Source organism: Lysinibacillus sp. FSL W7-1291 (assembly GCF_038593415.1).
Taxonomy (GTDB): domain Bacteria; phylum Bacillota; class Bacilli; order Bacillales_A; family Planococcaceae; genus Lysinibacillus; species Lysinibacillus fusiformis_D.
Map to the genome: position 1 here is coordinate 3618919 of NZ_CP151994.1, position 16750 is coordinate 3635668.

General features: G+C 34.0%; 13 protein-coding genes and 1 pseudogene. 4 read left to right on the forward strand and 10 right to left on the reverse strand.

Annotation, left to right across the window (positions count from 1 at the left end; all coding sequences use genetic code 11):
* Positions 1-2: 2 nt before the first annotated feature.
* From kynU to NST76_RS17590, 3 genes are all read right to left on the reverse strand, one after another.
* Entirely contained in the window at positions 3-1289 is a 1287-nt protein-coding gene (gene kynU, locus NST76_RS17580; protein ID WP_170829884.1) for a kynureninase, read from the reverse strand.
* Between the two features lie 160 nt (positions 1290-1449).
* Entirely contained in the window at positions 1450-2058 is a 609-nt protein-coding gene (locus NST76_RS17585; RefSeq protein ID WP_036122895.1) for a TetR/AcrR family transcriptional regulator, read from the reverse strand.
* 534 nt (positions 2059-2592) lie between these two features.
* A complete protein-coding gene (locus tag NST76_RS17590; protein WP_342535782.1) occupies positions 2593-3441 on the reverse strand; it encodes a pyridoxamine kinase in 849 nt (282 codons plus the stop codon).
* A gap of 178 nt (positions 3442-3619) precedes the next feature.
* Here NST76_RS17590 and NST76_RS17595 point away from each other — a divergent pair, with 178 nt between their 5' ends.
* Both NST76_RS17595 and NST76_RS17600 read left to right on the forward strand, forming a co-directional pair.
* Entirely contained in the window at positions 3620-4174 is a 555-nt protein-coding gene (locus NST76_RS17595; protein ID WP_036122901.1) for an ECF transporter S component, read from the forward strand.
* Between the two features lie 136 nt (positions 4175-4310).
* Positions 4311-4751 carry a cell wall hydrolase gene (locus NST76_RS17600; RefSeq protein WP_036122904.1) on the forward strand — a complete coding sequence of 147 codons (441 nt, stop codon included), beginning with the start codon at positions 4311-4313 and terminating at the stop codon, positions 4749-4751.
* A 236-nt stretch (positions 4752-4987) separates the two neighbouring features.
* Here the strand turns inward: NST76_RS17600 and NST76_RS17605 are convergent, their stop codons facing one another.
* The 3 genes from NST76_RS17605 to NST76_RS17615 form a co-directional block, all read right to left on the reverse strand.
* Positions 4988-5902 (reverse strand): hypothetical protein, encoded by a 915-nt coding sequence (locus NST76_RS17605; protein ID WP_101966552.1) that lies wholly within the window; start codon positions 5900-5902, stop codon positions 4988-4990.
* Positions 5903-6314: 412 nt separating this feature from the next.
* On the reverse strand, positions 6315-7571 hold the full coding sequence (locus NST76_RS17610; RefSeq protein WP_342535064.1) for an MFS transporter: 1257 nt from the start codon (positions 7569-7571) through the stop codon (positions 6315-6317).
* A 990-nt stretch (positions 7572-8561) separates the two neighbouring features.
* Positions 8562-10166, reverse strand: a complete 1605-nt coding sequence (locus tag NST76_RS17615; RefSeq protein ID WP_058844395.1) for a hypothetical protein — start codon at positions 10164-10166, stop codon at positions 8562-8564.
* Positions 10167-11387: 1221 nt separating this feature from the next.
* Between NST76_RS17615 and NST76_RS17620 the strand changes: the two genes are divergently transcribed.
* Positions 11388-11966 carry a hypothetical protein gene (locus tag NST76_RS17620; RefSeq protein ID WP_036122920.1) on the forward strand — a complete coding sequence of 193 codons (579 nt, stop codon included), beginning with the start codon at positions 11388-11390 and terminating at the stop codon, positions 11964-11966.
* A 221-nt stretch (positions 11967-12187) separates the two neighbouring features.
* Here the strand turns inward: NST76_RS17620 and NST76_RS17625 are convergent, their stop codons facing one another.
* From NST76_RS17625 to NST76_RS17640, 4 genes and pseudogenes are all read right to left on the reverse strand, one after another.
* Positions 12188-12430 (reverse strand): hypothetical protein, encoded by a 243-nt coding sequence (locus NST76_RS17625; RefSeq protein ID WP_342544230.1) that lies wholly within the window; start codon positions 12428-12430, stop codon positions 12188-12190.
* A 290-nt stretch (positions 12431-12720) separates the two neighbouring features.
* Positions 12721-12957, reverse strand: a pseudogene (locus tag NST76_RS17630) (transposase); the annotation flags it as partial.
* A 527-nt stretch (positions 12958-13484) separates the two neighbouring features.
* A complete protein-coding gene (locus NST76_RS17635; RefSeq protein ID WP_051891661.1) occupies positions 13485-14771 on the reverse strand; it encodes an S-layer homology domain-containing protein in 1287 nt (428 codons plus the stop codon).
* Positions 14772-15382: 611 nt separating this feature from the next.
* Entirely contained in the window at positions 15383-15529 is a 147-nt protein-coding gene (locus NST76_RS17640; RefSeq protein WP_036122926.1) for a hypothetical protein, read from the reverse strand.
* 660 nt (positions 15530-16189) lie between these two features.
* Here NST76_RS17640 and NST76_RS17645 point away from each other — a divergent pair.
* Positions 16190-16732 carry a DUF4231 domain-containing protein gene (locus NST76_RS17645; RefSeq protein ID WP_342544231.1) on the forward strand — a complete coding sequence of 181 codons (543 nt, stop codon included), beginning with the start codon at positions 16190-16192 and terminating at the stop codon, positions 16730-16732.
* Positions 16733-16750 lie beyond the last annotated feature (18 nt).

The window sequence follows — 16750 nt, forward strand, 5'->3', positions numbered from 1 at the left end:
TATTATGCAACGATTTCCCGTTCATTTTTGAATTGCTCATACAATTTTTCATCCATAATTGTTTTTAGTATTTGAACGACTTCATACACCTCTTCAAAGGTGTTATAAAGTGCCACAGGTGCGATACGAATACCATTTGGTGCTCTAAAATCAGGAATAACTCCCTTCGCTTTTAATGCCTTACAAATACGAGCCGCTTCTGTATGTGTTAAAAAGATATGTCCACCTCGTTGCTCATTGATTACTGGGCAATTAACTTCGAAACCATATTCGCCCAAATATTGATAGTATAGTGCAATGAAATACTCTGTTAGCTGAATTGATTTCTTACGAATACGTTGAATGCCTGCTTCATTAAAGAGTTCCAACGCACCTAGCAGTGGCGCAAGGTTTAATAAATGTGGTGAGCCCATTTGATAAGCACCTGCATCTGGTGCCTGTATAAGGCTTGTTTCCATATCAAATTGCTTTTCTTTAGCCGAGCTAAACCAACCTGCCAAGCCTGGCTTTGTATTAAAATGCTTCTCATTGACGAATAATCCAGCGACAGCACCAGGACCTCCGTTTAAATGTTTATAATTACACCAGAAGGCAAAGTCCACATCCCAGTCATGTAGTGAGTGCTCTATAGAACCCACTGAATGACAAAGATCAAAGCCAATTAGAATACCACGCTGATGCGCTTCCTTTGTTAGCGCTTCCATATCAAGAATCTGGCCACTTCGATATAACACACCAGGAAGGATAATCAATGCCACATCATCTGTCATCGCAGATACAATATCATCGTGCGCATAAAAGTGCCCGTCCTTACTACGAACATATTGAATATGCTCCTCAATATTTTCATAATGCAAACCTAATTGACTTTGTACTGCATATAAGTCAGTTGGGAAATTTAATTCATCAATAACAATTTTTGTTTTATTACCTGTTGGCTTATAAAATGTTGCAATCATTTGATGCATATTCACAGTAGTAGAACCTGTTGCAATGACCTCTTCTGGTTTCGCGCCTACAATCTTGGCCAGCTGAGCACCCACTTGCTCAGATAAATAAAACCAAGGATATTCCCCTTGCGTCCACCCATCAATGCCGTACTGTTTCCAAGAATCTAAAAGCGTCAACAGACTTGCCTCAGCTTTCTTTGATAAAAGCCCTAATGAATTCCCATCAAAATAAATGGTCTCTGGCTGAAGATAAAATTGTTCTCTAAATCCTTGTAAATCATCATTTTTGTCTAAAAAAGCTGCGTATTCTCTTGTAGGATTAAACTCCATATTAAACACCTCACCTTTCTAAAATATTGGTAGCATGGTCATCTTTTAACCACCTTATATTCATCTTATCAAAAAGTGACACAGTGTCAATATTTTTAAAAAAAGAATTTTTATGTTTTAAAATTGATTTTTAATACATAAAACAGAAAAAACCTCCAACAGGGGGAGGTTAATCAGTATAGAGGCCTTTCATATAAAAATGTACCATTAATTCTACATTTTGCTCGATTGAGACATTTGGGTCTTGCAAGCAACGCCAAAGGAAACTCTCATTAATGTGATACCACATATTTGCAACATCTTTGGCATTTAGATGGGCGTATGCAATATTATTATTTTGCACATATAAAATATCTTTCTCAATATGATCAATAAAGTGTTGCTGAACAAGAGACCATTTTTGACGAATTTCCTCTGAGCTCCCTATTGCCTCAAGAACCAGCTTCATGAGCTTCTCGTTTTCTATACCTTGCTTATTGAATGCCTTTACCTGGAATGTAATTTGCTCTCTTGCTTCTTCCTTTGATTTCGGAACAAAGCTTAACTTCGCAATATTGTACATTTTTTCAAGAAGCGAATCGATTATTTCTATTAAAAGTGCATCTTTATTGGAAAAATAAACATAAGCTGTGCCATGCCCAACACCAGCTTCCTTAATAATTTGCTTCATCGTTGATTTCTGAAAGCCCAGTTCGAAAAATACTTTTTTCCCAGCCTCAATTAATGTCCTACGCGTTTCATGAGCACGGTCTTGTTTAATTTGACTACGATTCTTCATATTACACCAACTTCCACTTTCTCATTATACAGTGATAAAAAATAACAAGGTATTACATGAGGTTGAACAGAACCAAAGCCAATTTTGATTGTACTTCAATCAAAACTGGCTTTCCTTTTCATTATAACATTTTTATTATGACGAAATAAGAAGAAACCTTTTATTACAGCACACTACGTTTTTTCTGCACCCTAACAACACTTAACTTCCCAAAACGAGTAAGCTCACAATCGCTTGTTCAAAATATTTTAATACAAAGTGAAAAGAGAAAGATACGCTGCTTGCACACGATTAAGTAATAAACTTAGCTAATAGAAATTAAAAAGGCTGCCCATATCAAACTTATAACCTCAATTGTATTTTTTAATATTTAACTTTAAATTCTACGCACATTATTTAGTCACAAATAGTGCCCTAAAATAAAAGCGGCGTGTAAGCTCATATTAGCCCCCTCGCCACTCATAAATTTATCAATCCTTCAAGAAAATCAAATGACCCTTTTTCAAATATCCAATAGAGGAAATCAATAATAATCTAAAGTAGCATGCGTAAAAACTGTTCAAAATGTACGCCTGCCTCGCGTGGAACTTGCTCCTTCGATGTAGCTTCGATCGCGGCGGCTAAAAATGTCTCTGCCAGCTTCATAGACTCCACTAAATCTTGCCCACGCATCATGCCGCCCATCACAACGGATGCAAATAGATCACCTGTACCTGAATAGCTCTCACCGTTATAGTTGCGAATACTATGGAAAGACCGCTCCGCATCGACAAACATATTGCCAACATAACGCTTGCCCGCAGCTGTTGTTGGTGGATTCAACCCAGTAATAATGACGTTCGCTCCAGTCGCCTGTTGTAGCTGTTGTCCTGCCTCTTCAAGACCCTGAATATACTCGATATCGTTTGGATAGCGCTGTAGTTTCTCATACGACAAACCTGTAAGCAAGCAGCATTCCGTAACATTTGGTGTAATAATGTCAGCACACTTCACTAACTCTTTCATTCGATCAAGTAACTCACCCGTAAACATTTTATAAACCTCGCCATGATCGCCCATCACTGGGTCAACAAGCAATGTCGTTTCATTGGCGTGAAACACGTCTAAAAAACGAAAGATATTATCGATTTGCTCCTTCCCTGTGACAAATCCTGTGTGAATGCCATCAAAGGTAGCTCCTAGCTTGCTCCACTCATCTACAAAATAGTCCATCTTTGACGTTAAATCCTCACAATAAAAACTCGAATACCCTGTTTGCGCCGTTAAAATAGCTGTTGGAAGCGGTACTGCTTGTACGCCCATTACAGACAGTACAGGTATCGCAGCCGTTAACGAGCACTTCCCAAAGGACGACATATCTTGAATTACAGCAACTTTTTTCATCATTCATTCCACCTAACTCATCCTGCTTATACTTACCTCATCGTATCACAATTAGAAAGATGCGAAAATAACCTCAATCTGACCTCTAATTTTTTTATAAAATTGACACTTTCACAACAGTCAGTCCTTTGCTAAAGTAAAAATCATCAAAATATTCATCATAGTGAGGAAGAGACAAATGCAAAATATACAAAGGCCATCATCCTTTACAAAATCACGCACGAAAACATTTGATTTAGTCATTACAGCTATTTTAGCAGCACTTGTTTTCGTAGCTACCATGTTCATCAATCTTAAGCTACCGATCGGGCAAGGCGGACTTATTCATTTAGGGACATCCATGCTTTTCATTTCAGCCATTTTATTCGGACCTAAAAAAGGGGCACTTGCTGGAGCCATCGGAATGGGTTTATTCGATATCGTAGGCGGCTGGTTAATCTGGGCACCGACTACTATTATTTCACGTGCATTACAAGGCTTCATCGTTGGTAAAATCGCCTGGTCAAAAGGACATACAGGTGATAATCTTGGGCTGAATATTTTAGGGGCCGTCGTATCCATGCCTGTGATGATTGCCGTTTACTATGTTGGGCAAGCCATTATGTTCAATAGCTGGATTGCACCGATGGCATCCATTCCAGGAGACGTCATTCAAAACTTTGTCGGCTTAATGATCGCCATTCCAGTATGTGTTGTACTGAAAAAAACACCTTATTTTAAAAAGAATTTTTAATCTAAAGACGCCAGCTTGCTGTTTTGTACACTGCAATGATGGCGTTTTTTTATTGAGTAGTATGAAAAACAACGAATTTCTAGATAAAGCGAAACTAGCCTTGATCTTTTTCATACTATAGGGTGGAGGTGTAAAAATGCCAAGAGTAAAATACCGCGATGCAGACGTTGCTTTAATGGCAAGGATGATGAGAGCTGAGGCTGAGGGTGAAGGACAACAGGGTATGCTATACGTTGGCAACGTCATTGTCAATCGTGCAGTAGCATCTTGTTTAGACTTCAACGATGTTAGAACCATTGAACAAGTTATTTACCAGGTACAAGGTGGAAATTATTCTTTTGAAGCCGTTCAAAAAGGCAATATGTTTTACCAAAGAGCGAGAGAAACCGAAAAAAGATTAGCGAAACAAAATTTAGACTTCTGGCGAGATCATCCAGCAAAATATGCACTCTGGTACTTCAATCCATATGCCCCATGTCCCCCAACATGGTACGGCCAGCCGTTTACTGGTCAATTCAAAAATCATTGCTTCTATGAACCAGCTCCAGATACTTGTGAGAGTGTTTATATGGGATAGGGTAATATTTGAGTTCGCTACGCATTTTTAGTTATTCCTATATTAAATAAGGAAAAACATATTATTGACCAATGAAATAAAGGGGAACAATCTAAAACTTAGATGTTCCCTTTTTGAAATTGAGTTAGGATCATTCAGAAGATGGAGCACCAACGTTCAAACGATTTTTATACATTTACGAACAGTAAATAATAAAATGCATTTGTGAAATTGATTTAAACTCCTAAAAGAATTATTTAATCTTGGAAACTAGTTAATATACCATCTTCAAAATAAAGATATTGCCCGTTTCCATAAACCCATTGTTCATAAGACCCGTATTCTGTTACTGTTCTATTAATATCATAAGGTGCGCCCCATAGTGATGCTAATACTTCGTCATATGTCATTCCAAGTGTAGGATTCATCCCCCTTGCATTTTCAATTTTTTCATTCATTACTTTTTTTTCTTCAGCTCTTCTCTCCATTGTATATAAATTACTTCGATATTCATGTTCTATCCATCCCCAATCATTTAGAGTTATTGGCCCAAACGATGATGGATTGGCATAAGACGTATTTGTTATTCCTGCTACAATTTCATCCCTCATTCTTCCAAAGTATTTAGGATTTACAGCAAGTGCTAGTGCTCCTGAAGCCTTATAGGAATTCTGATCGGTTTGTAAATATAAAGCATAATTATACATTGCTAAAAATTCTTCATTGTCTTCTAGTACTTTTGTATTCTCATATAGTTCTTGAACTTTTAGGAAATCTTTTGTTCTGACTGCTTGTTCCATCTCATCTAATTTTAACTTTTTCTCTTCTTCTATAATTTTTACAACCTTATTCCAATCTTCACGATTCAAAACGATTCTCATTCTGTTATATTTAGATCCCAAGAATTGTACATTTTTTTCCTGTATTAATTGATCTACAAATTTTGTCCCAACTGCTCTAACTTTATCAATTTCTGATTCTGATACATCTAAAGTTTCCATTTCAACTAAAAGATCCTCATATTTCCTTTCTTTTATAAGTGTTTCTAATGTTAAAATCTCTGCCTCAATACCGCTTTCCATATTTTTTTCTTTTATAACTTTTTCATCATTACAAGCAGACAACATTAAAATGAGACCAACACCGATTGCAACATGTTTAACTTTTAACACTGCTCATTACCCCTTTACGCTTTCCCCATTATGTAATATTGCTATAGAAAATCTTTTGTTCTTGAATGCAAAAAATAATAACGATCCATTGGTACTATTCTTATTTATCAATCTTTTCATAAAAAATAAATCCTACTCAGAGGAAACATCTTTTTAAATACCTAATTATGAAATATGTTACAAAAAGCTCAATATATACATTTTACATTTCTATGTAATTTTAATCAATAAGATAGTAAATTTATACTGCAATGATTACGTTGAAGGAGTAATATGGATTCGTTTTGTACAATAAAAGGGAATTACCTTGAGTACAGGTATTCCCTTTTGTCATTACATTATGGCGCAGTTTTATTTAAATAGTTACCTTCGAAATCTATGCTCTGTTTATAAGTAGGATAAAAGGATGTTCTCAACCTCCTGTTTCCACACGCCTTTCCTTAAACAACATCACCCCAATTAAGCCCATAACAGAGAATGCGACTGGCGAGATGAAACCATAGTAATATCCCTCACCGATATTGCCTGAAGCAGACTGAAAATAATCCAAAATATAGCCAAACATAATGGGTAATAATGCTGCACTTAGAAAGCCCCCTGTATTGGCAAACCCCGAAACGATACCTGATTCAGCTAAAGGGAAAGTTTGGCGAACAGCTGCAAAAGTTAGGGCACTTGCACCATATCCAAAGCCGATGATAAAGAACAGGACAATGAGCATGAAAATGGATGGATGCCCTTTCCATAAAAGAAAGGCAAACCAACACACTAAAACTGCAATATGAACAACAATATAAGGCTTTTTAATCGTTCCTAACCAACCTGCAACCCAACTCGTTAACGGAGCTCCCATCAGTGCCCCAATCAATCCAATCATAATGAGCTGGCTTGCCTCTGCACGTGTCATCTCATACATATTGATCCCATACGGAACAGCCCACGAGCTGATAAAGCCAACATAGCCTCCCACAACACCAAAATGACAAAAAAATAAAGCCCACGCTTGTCGACTCGAACATATTCTGCGTAATAAAACAGAGGTTTTTTCACGTTGTACTTCTTCATTTACAACGACTAATTCTTCTGCAAAAATTCGTTTTGTAGTTTTCACAAGCACAAAATAAAGAAGCACTCCACATAAGCATAATAAGAGCCCCGTTGAAAAAAATGTGATCCGCCAACCAAATAACAGGATCAAAGTCGCAAAAGGGACTGTCGCCAATAAGAAACCAAGACTCCCGGTCATCCCAGCAAAACCAATTAATCGGACAAACTCCTTTTTCTGAAACCATTGCGCCAAAATGAGCACCATATTCACCCATATGGTCGCATCCCCTACCCCAGTAAGCATTCTAGAGAAAAACAGTACGAATTCATGTGTACCTAAACTATAAAGAATTGTACCTAATCCTGTAAGGGCAGCACCAACGATAAGAAAAAAATTCGGCCCAAACCGATCCGCTAAAATCCCCATCGGAATCTGCAAACCTGTATACACAAAAAATTGTATACTCGTCAATAACCCGATCGTCGATGCTGTCACACCAAAATCCTTCATCAATTGGTCCGTAATTAACCCTGGAGCAGTTCGCTGACTTGCCATTAACAAATAGGTAAACAATACAGCAACAAACACAACCCATCTGTACTTATGATGTTGTTTGTCCAATAATCACTACTCCCATTAGCTTTTATTTTATGTATATGAATTTTAGGTTGGGGAGAAGACCTTCTATTTGAGGTAGTTTTGAAATGAACATACATGCTGACATTACATTGAAAGAAAATGCACCTAGCCTAGACTAGGTGCATTCCATAGTGTTGAAAAACAAAACCATCAATAGACTTTTTGTGAAAGGTGAAAATAGATTTCCGTTGCAGGCTACTTGCTTTCCTGTGGGCGAGCGCCGAGCCGCTTCCTCCGCTACCGCTCCGTGTAGGGCTCGCCTGTCTCGCTATCCCACGGGAGTCAAGTAGCCCTCCACTCCAATCCATAAAAATATTTCTTTTTAGTAAAGGTTTTCAAATAAAGGGAAGGTGTTCACTACTTTTTATGAAGAGGTGTGTCACGCATTACTTCTCCATATTGAAAATAAGAGTTTATCCCCTCTAAGAATACAGATAGTGGGCTATTTGATCGCTCTACTACTATGAAAAAAAGTAAAGACACTTTGCAGAATGGTTGATTGGAGTGGAGCCAGCGTCACTCCTAGGGGATTTGGCGTCACAGATGAGACCCTGGAGCGAGCGTAAGTGAGTGAAGCGGCTCATCGGACGCCCCCTGGAAAGGGCGCTGGCGGAACGGAAATCAACCTCTCACCTTGCAAATTTGCTTTTTCTGCCGTTGACATCATCTTTTTTCAACAACATGAAATGCACCTAGCCTAGACTAGGTGCATTCATGCTATATTATATGGCTGGAGGTTGTGCTTTACTCACATGTACTTTAATGAACCAACTAATCTCTTGAAAAATATTTTACTGGAATCATTAACAACTCACCGTCACATTTTCTGTAAAGTATTTATTACTTAAACAGCTAAGATATTATGTGACTTTATTAAGCTTGTCCGAAAGAATTGAAATAACAGGATTTCCATATTAAAACTTCACAAAAAAATGGAACTTTTATACTTTAAAATCATCAAATAAAGCTTTTTTATTTCTGCAAATATGACTTTAATTCATCATTTTTTTGTTCCCAATCTAATAAATAATTATATGCTTCTTTTATATTCATATACATAATTTTACTATTTTTAGCTGTGCTTAAATCTCTTCTCAGTTGTAATAAATTTTCAAACTCAACTATATTATTACCTGTTTGATCATTATATTCATAAACTTCAAACTTACCTAATAAGTTTTTGGTTACTTCATATTTAGGATATTTGATTATTTTGCCGCTATATAACGCAAAACAGAATAAGATTAAACAACTTGAAATTATGATTTGTATTATGTGAATAATTCCAAAGAATATACCTTGATCAAGGGAATATGATACATTAAATAATTGTGTAGCGAAACTTCCCAAAAACAAATTAATTATATTTTTGACTTCAATCGAACTACTGCTTAAATCATTCACTAAATAATAATAGGTTACCTTCACAATGAATGATAGAAACGCAATCTCGATTAGACTTTTTATTATCAGTATTATTCTATCCATTGAGTTTAAAGAAGACGACTTTATGCGATCCGAAATTACATCGACAAAAAACGCTTTTAAAATCTCATATCCTCTCATTAAAAATCTTGTGGAAATAAACAGAAGTGACATGATTAAAAATGTTAAAAAATAGTCATTAGAAACTTTCAATAACAATAATGCTGTTGCGAATACAATTACTGTAATATAAAAACTTATATATAAATTCATACTATTACGGCGTTTAATTATTTGCGCTCTCTCATTCGCAATTTCTCGCCTACTATATCTTTTTCGCTTAAAAAAACTAATCTCTAATGATGAATAAAAGCCAATCTTTTTATCAACAGTAAAATATTCAACAAACAAAAATTTTTTCTCTAAATCTGCTATTAAATATTCAAACTTAATCGTTCGATAAAATACCCAAATTATAATAACCATCATACTTATAAAAGAATATGTAGCCGTAAATAAATCCATCATTACTAATAATTTTTTATATTCTATAGGAAAATTACAAATGACTATAAAATCCAAAATGATGGTAATTACTAGACTTATAGCAATGATTTTAAATGTCTTTACATATAAATATTTCACAAAGAGAAATGATATTAACAAAACAATGATAATTAGTAAAGCTGCGTTCCAATCAAAATTAAAAATTAGCGGCAATAAAAAGGGTACAGTATATAGACCTTTTATTAAAATCTTTTCCAACGAAGAGATATAAGTTAAATTATGTTTCATTAGTTTAAATAATAAGGTAAATTGTCTCAATAAATCAGTATTTAAAATTTTCATTAGAAATAACACAAAATAATATATTAATAATAACAATATTAATAACAATATTACTTCATTAACAAACGATATAATTTTCGTTAATAATGATAAATCCAACTGATTTGAATCTGGATTATATAAACTTTTAATGTTTTTATCAACAGAAGTGAAAAACTGTTTATCCTTCAATAAGGAAAAAAATCGAATTTGATCGGTAAAATCCACCGTTTTAATAGCCAAAAATAAAGTGAACACAAATGCACTAATAATAATTATAAATTTCTGTGCTTTGTGTAATCCTATAGGTTGTTTCCTACCCATTTTTAACTTCCTCCAATTCTAAGTATTGCTATATAAATTGCTCTCTCCACTTTAAAGACAAAAAAATACTTTTCGAAAAGTACATACTCACTACTGATTTTTTAATAATCCATTTGAAAGCTATGCTATAAGCAGAACCATGAATAATATAATTACTTATTTTTAACACATATTATAAAAACAAAATTTTGATATAATTTACAATTTACATAGTAAATAATCATAAAATAACCAAAAACAATTTAAGTTTTCAAATATAGACCGCCCCCTAATATATAAGGAATTTTGATATTGTTAATAAGCTGAAATTATAATTAAAAAGTATGCGGTAATCGCAAATATTGACATAGAATTAGAAATTACAATGCATTGAGCTTTTTCTAATTGTCTTAAATCCTATTTAGAAAAAACTCCGCTTCAGTAATCCCTGTATATAGCTAGTAATAGGTATAAGTAAAAGTTTTCATCTAATCTATAAAGTTATTTTGTTTGACTTGGCATACTAGAAAACATATAGTGTTGAATCGTTGTTTATCCTTGATAAAGAAATCTTGTATACTCAATAAAAATTTCTTCTAAAGATCCATACACGTTATCTGTGGTCAATCAATAATTCAGGCGGATTATTGCTATCATTTAATTTTCAGTTTTTCATTTATCGTTTTTATAAAAGGCTACCTCAATATCTATTAATGTCAGAGGAGGGCTCGTTTAAATACCGACATCGCCACATTCTACCTACTAAAAATTAAAAAAAAACGGGGTTTCTTCATATCTTCGGCATTTACTTAAAGACTATCCATGCATTTGGATATTAAAACTAAACTGCTCTCTATACTCACACTACAGAAGAATTAGATAATTAGGGATAAGTTACCACTTAACTACCACTATAGTATATAATAATTTTATAAGTTAAGTTTTTATATTTAATGATGTAATGTGGTTTTATGCAAAATTAAACCAAAATGAGATGTTAAATAAAAGAACTTTTTATTAACAATATTAAAAGATGCATTTAAAAAATAAAGCCTTTAATTTACAATAAATGCCAATAAATATATTTAATGAAGCGTTTAGGTATGAATCTGATATTATGTTTTTCATCAACAATTAGGAATGCTTATTTTTGAAGTAAAATCCTATAAATTCGATCAAATAAAAGATGTATTTAGGGCAGAATGGTTATATTTCAAGGCATAATTTGGGGGTTATTGAAAAATGAAAAAGAATAACGTTTACAAAGTAATAATTGCAATTTTAACATCTATTATAGTGATGGCTATTGTAGTTATAGGGTATCTCTTATCAACCAATGGTTATCTTACAGAGAACAAACAAGAAAGTTTGAGCCCAGAAGGTGAAAATCCTGAGGTGATAGAAACCAAAGAGGTAGAAGCAGTTGAGGTAATAAACAAGCCAGCTACTGATAAATCTTGTCTATCACCTGAATACGCAATTGCTTTAGACGAAATGTATGCTAATTACCTTGAGTTTAAACGAGTGGCACTTAATGAAGGTGGATCACTAAATTTCGATAACGCAATCAACGCTTATAACGGCATCACACAGAACTTAGCTACATCGGTCCTTATAACTAAAAAAACGGCTTATGACAAAGAAGTATATAAAGTGGTGAACGAATGGGCTGTGGATGCTTCTAACGTCTCGAATGACATGCTGGGATTCATTCAAGGTACGCTGGAGCCGACTGACTTTAATTTAAATGTCTTCAGAGCTTCGTTTGATGATCTTGATAACTTCTATGGAAATAAACTGAAATGGGAGAATTGCCAATGACTATGATGTCGAGAAGTGAGTAACTCCTAATGATATATGCCCAGTTGGGAGGTCGAAAAATTATTCTCCGTCGCTGGTGAAGCGGTAGGATGTCTTAGCACAGTGAAGGATAATAATAAATATAGCGGTGATGGTTTTTATTGTTGAAACAGAGGAAATCAAAGCTAATGTTTAATAATATATGAACTATTAGAACAAGCTCTTTTTTAGACTTGTTCTTTTTATTTTTCTACAAACTCTAATTTGTCTATAAACACTATGATAAGTATGTACGGTTCTACTCCCCTAACACTCTGTCTCTGTAAGCAGTACGGAGGCGAAATTACTTGGGCGAGAAATTCCCAAATCAAAGAGTATACATTAACTGCTAATGATGCTAAATCACCCATTGATTTTATAAAATCTGCGGTTTGATAAGCGCTTGTAAAAATTGAAATCGGTTCTTTTACATCCATTTGATCCACTGTTCACCCCCTCCTAACTGCTGTTCCTGTTCATGTGCTTCTTGCACTTGGGCAGCATAGTTTTCGATTGAATGGTACCACCCCCAACAATTTTCACCGTTCCCTTAACTAAGGTGGCAGCATATTTAGCAATCGTAATACCTGCGCTAATGCTGAAGTACTCGCCTATGTCTAACAACATTCTGAAAGGTCCGCCAACTGCACTTTATTTTCTCACTAACAGCTAAAGGCGAGCAAGTAGCCGTTTATATCAGGTTCGAATGTCGATTAAATATCATAAAACTACTTTACCTTTTCAAATAGCCTACAAATGATGAAACACTTAATTTTGGTGGGATACTTATCAAATATGAAAATGATAAGATAGGCGGTTGTTTCAATAAATTCTACACCTCATATAATTGGCGAAGAATTCTATCTATAACTACTTTAATTTGACCATAAATAATTTGCCTTCTATACTTTAGTGCAAAGACGATGTGATACTTACAATTCCATGTTATATGTGCTAAACTTTTATTATCCATTTGGATCCCCTTTCGTACGAAGTCGTTTGACCAGACCTAGATTCATTGTACGGCTGGGGATTTTTTTCTTGTCCATAGCTAAAAGCTTATTGAAACTACTCGTATTGTAAGAGGCTTTCAAAAGAATATAAAAAAAGAGCCTGTTAAACAGACTCTCGTTTCCTCTTCATAATATGGCTGTCTTCACCTCTTTAATTTTTATCGATGATAATAGCTTTCTTCACTACTCAATAACCGTTTGCTATATTTTTTTACTCTTTTCTTGTTCTTCAACTTGCCATTGTTTAATTTGTAGCTACTTTTGTAATAAATCATCAACTTTTATAGTTCCTCTTGCCTTTGGATTGTCTTCCAACATTAAAAGTGATCGATATCGATATGTGAATTATTTCAATCCATTTTTACAATGGGCATATCAATATCGTTTACAAAATAATTTTCATATTAGCATCAAAATAATTCCTATGTAACTATACAACCTTACTATCCATTACTTTCGCAAACTTAATTTTACCCCTTATTCTACTCTATTTATTTCTCTCAACAATCATCGCCTGGCTTCCCAGTTCTTTATAGCTTCTGAAAAACTTCTCGGCATTATGTGAGACTCTTCCTTTTAGCGGATTCATCACATGAACGGTATTATTGAGCTCATTATATCCAACTAACACAACAGCATGTAGATTAATCGGTGCTTTAAAATATTCCTTTGTATCACTGAAATACCAAGAAGACGATACTTTTGGCGTACTTAAATCCAAGGTTACCCAAATGACTACTGGAACGTTATGATTAATTTTCTCATAGAAAAACTCTTTTTCCTTGCCGCTTACATCAGTTGCTGTATATTTAGTCGTTCTTCCAACGAAAAAATTTTCAGCAGCCGCAACAATGGGAGGTGCATAAGAAAAGAAGCCTGTCTCTAAACGAGGGTCACCTGCATATGCCTTATAAGGATTCGGACCGTATCTTTTATTATTTTGATAGGTAAATGATTCCTTTGGTAAATAATTATTGGCCATTTCCATTTTGTTTGTGGAAAATCCATAATAGTTTAAGACAGCTGTTAAAGAGGTTATTTCACAGCCATTTGGCAATTCTGGATTTTGCTTAACAATTGGAACCGTTATGTACATTTTATTTAGCTGAGGTTCTTCTACAGGAGCTTGCGCTTTTGGCGGCTCTGGTGCTACACGATATGTTTCATCTAATAACCTCGCCATCATCACGGCAAATTCTGCTCTCGTTAAAAAGCGTTCTGGTTGAAACGTCCCATCCGCAAAACCAAAAACAATTTCATTTTTCACTAATGCCTGAACAGACGAATAAGCCCAATCGTTCGGTGTAACATCCTTAAATTGAACTGAAGAAAGACCACTTAATTCAAAAGCTCTTGATAGAATCGATGACATTTCCTCCCTTGTCACAAATGCGTTCGGTTTAAATTCTTGCCCCTTTACAACATCATCAAAAACCCCTTCAGCCATGACGGCAGAAATGATATCGAAATGAGCATCTTCATTTTTTACATCAACCAACTGTGGGTCAGGTCGATCGATCACACTATATCCCTTCGCTCTCGTAACCATTAACGCAATTTGTAAACGCGTTAATTTATCATTAGGTGCAAAACTCCCATCCGGACTTCCTTGAATAATATTTTGTTGAGATAAGTATTGGATTTCCTTTGCTGCCCAATGCTTTTGATCCACATCGTTAAAAATCATTTCAGCTGCATAAACATTTGATGCAAAGTAAAGATTATTAATCGCAATCGTTAAAACAACCATTAGTAATAGTATCTTTTTCCTCATATAACGCTCCTCTGTTTTCAAAAATAATCATATTTATACTAAATTACAATAATTATATTTTCTGCATAAGAGGATTTTGTATCATAATAGGAGCTTAGTAAAAAAGGGGGGCATTTTGTAAAAATTTCACTGAATTTGTTTATAGTTTGAACACACCAAATCTACACTATGTAAATTCTAGCTATATTTTACTGCTGGTTGAGGTTGTCTCGCACATATACTGATTCAGTATGACCATCTAGTTGGCTCGTTCTCATCTTTGCAAATAAGAGGGACAAATTAGAGTACATTCACTTTACTACATTTCAACTTCTTTAAAACTTTCAATAGTTTCTTGTGCTTTAGTACGATATAAATAATGAACTCCTTCAAATATCATCACTTTCCCATGTATTAAATCTTTTATTATTTTTTTCCAATGAGAGTGTCTTCCCTATGACAACAAATAAAAAATGCTAGGGTGGGACAAGAAATGTCAAAATCGATTAATGAGGAATCGATATTTGATGAAAGGTTTTCTGTCACCGAATCTGCAATTTGAAAAATTCTACCGTTAATATCAAAGAAAAACATAGGGAGATTTTAGTCTTCCTATGTTTTCATTCAAATTATTAATCTGTTTGTTCTTGCTTCTTTTTCAAATACTCAGCACGTATTTTCTCAAGTTGCTGCTTTTTATCAAATTTGGCCGGCTTATGTTTTTCATGATACTTTGCCACAGCCACCTTACCTTTAGTATCCAATTGATATTTCCCCACTTTGGTTCACCTACTTTTCCTGCCTTTAAAGAAATCTATTCAACAAATATAGTATACCTTATTTTGTTGATGTAAACCTTTTTCCTATATTGGTGTACTGCTTAACCTTAGTTTCGGTAAAAGCTTAGTAAATAAATCATAACCAAATGTATTTAAAATATCTGTATCCGCACACATTTCAGATGATGATCCTTTATTCTTATATACCGCTATAATATTGCTCACCTTTATGTATGGAGACGGCGGGTCTTAAAACAGAAAATATAAAAAGGGCTGAAATACCAGTGTTTTAAATGGTTTTTCAGCACCTGTTTTAAGGCCTGACCCATAGTTTGACCCAAAACGAATTATCGAGAAAAATATTCCTTACGGAGACTACAAAAAAAATTTCCATAAAATAAATTAAAAAGTTCAATAACCTTCAAACATGATTTTAAATCTATGATCCCAATTTGAAAATACAAAACTGTTCAGTAGTAAAAACTTTAACAAAATTCACTGGATAATCTAATAAATACAAGTATAACTTATAAAACTAAATGCTTATTTATACTTGTTATCTATAAGTAAATTTGTATAATATAATTTAAATGGAAAAGTATGATATGTAAATATATACATAATTTATCATCATAATTTTCCCAATCAAAGGAGATTACAATGACAGCTAAATTACTTATTTTCGCCATAATTTGTATATTAATTATTAGAGTATTAATTATTTTTGGCGCACTACTTATCTCTCCAAGTAAAACAAAACACCCTTTAAATTCAAAATACGATGAATCTGAAAAGCTTTGCTATATTAATACTAGGCTTATACCACAGATAAATTGGTTTGATTCGAAAAGTAAAGAATGTAAATATAGGTATCAATGTATAAAAACCATCCAAATTATTTTATTAGCTTCATTACCCTTTTTAGCTGGTTTAGTTGGAGATTACCGTTTTCTGGTTTATGTTATAGGTTTAATTGGAGTTATTCTTTCTATATTAGAGGGGCTTTTATCTTTAAAAAAATATCATGAACATTGGTTGATTTATAGAGCAAAGTGTGAATTTTTACAAAAACAATTAAATTTATACATACATAAAGTTTATCCGTATGATACGGATAAAAGCAATGAAGAACTAATTAAAGCTACAGAAAGTTATCTAGAAAATGAAACTTTAAATTGGCATTTTAGAAATGGTATTAGTTAAAATGAAACTTCCAATAAT

Coding starts and splice junctions, on each gene's coding strand:
- NST76_RS17585 (WP_036122895.1), bottom strand. CDS start 2,058: ATGAAGAATCGTAGTCAAATTAAACAAGACCGTGCTCATGAAACGCGT.
- NST76_RS17590 (WP_342535782.1), bottom strand. CDS start 3,441: ATGAAAAAAGTTGCTGTAATTCAAGATATGTCGTCCTTTGGGAAGTGC.
- NST76_RS17595 (WP_036122901.1), top strand. CDS start 3,620: ATGCAAAATATACAAAGGCCATCATCCTTTACAAAATCACGCACGAAA.
- NST76_RS17600 (WP_036122904.1), top strand. CDS start 4,311: ATGCCAAGAGTAAAATACCGCGATGCAGACGTTGCTTTAATGGCAAGG.
- NST76_RS17615 (WP_058844395.1), bottom strand. CDS start 10,166: ATGGGTAGGAAACAACCTATAGGATTACACAAAGCACAGAAATTTATA.
- NST76_RS17620 (WP_036122920.1), top strand. CDS start 11,388: ATGAAAAAGAATAACGTTTACAAAGTAATAATTGCAATTTTAACATCT.
- NST76_RS17635 (WP_051891661.1), bottom strand. CDS start 14,771: ATGAGGAAAAAGATACTATTACTAATGGTTGTTTTAACGATTGCGATT.
- NST76_RS17645 (WP_342544231.1), top strand. CDS start 16,190: ATGACAGCTAAATTACTTATTTTCGCCATAATTTGTATATTAATTATT.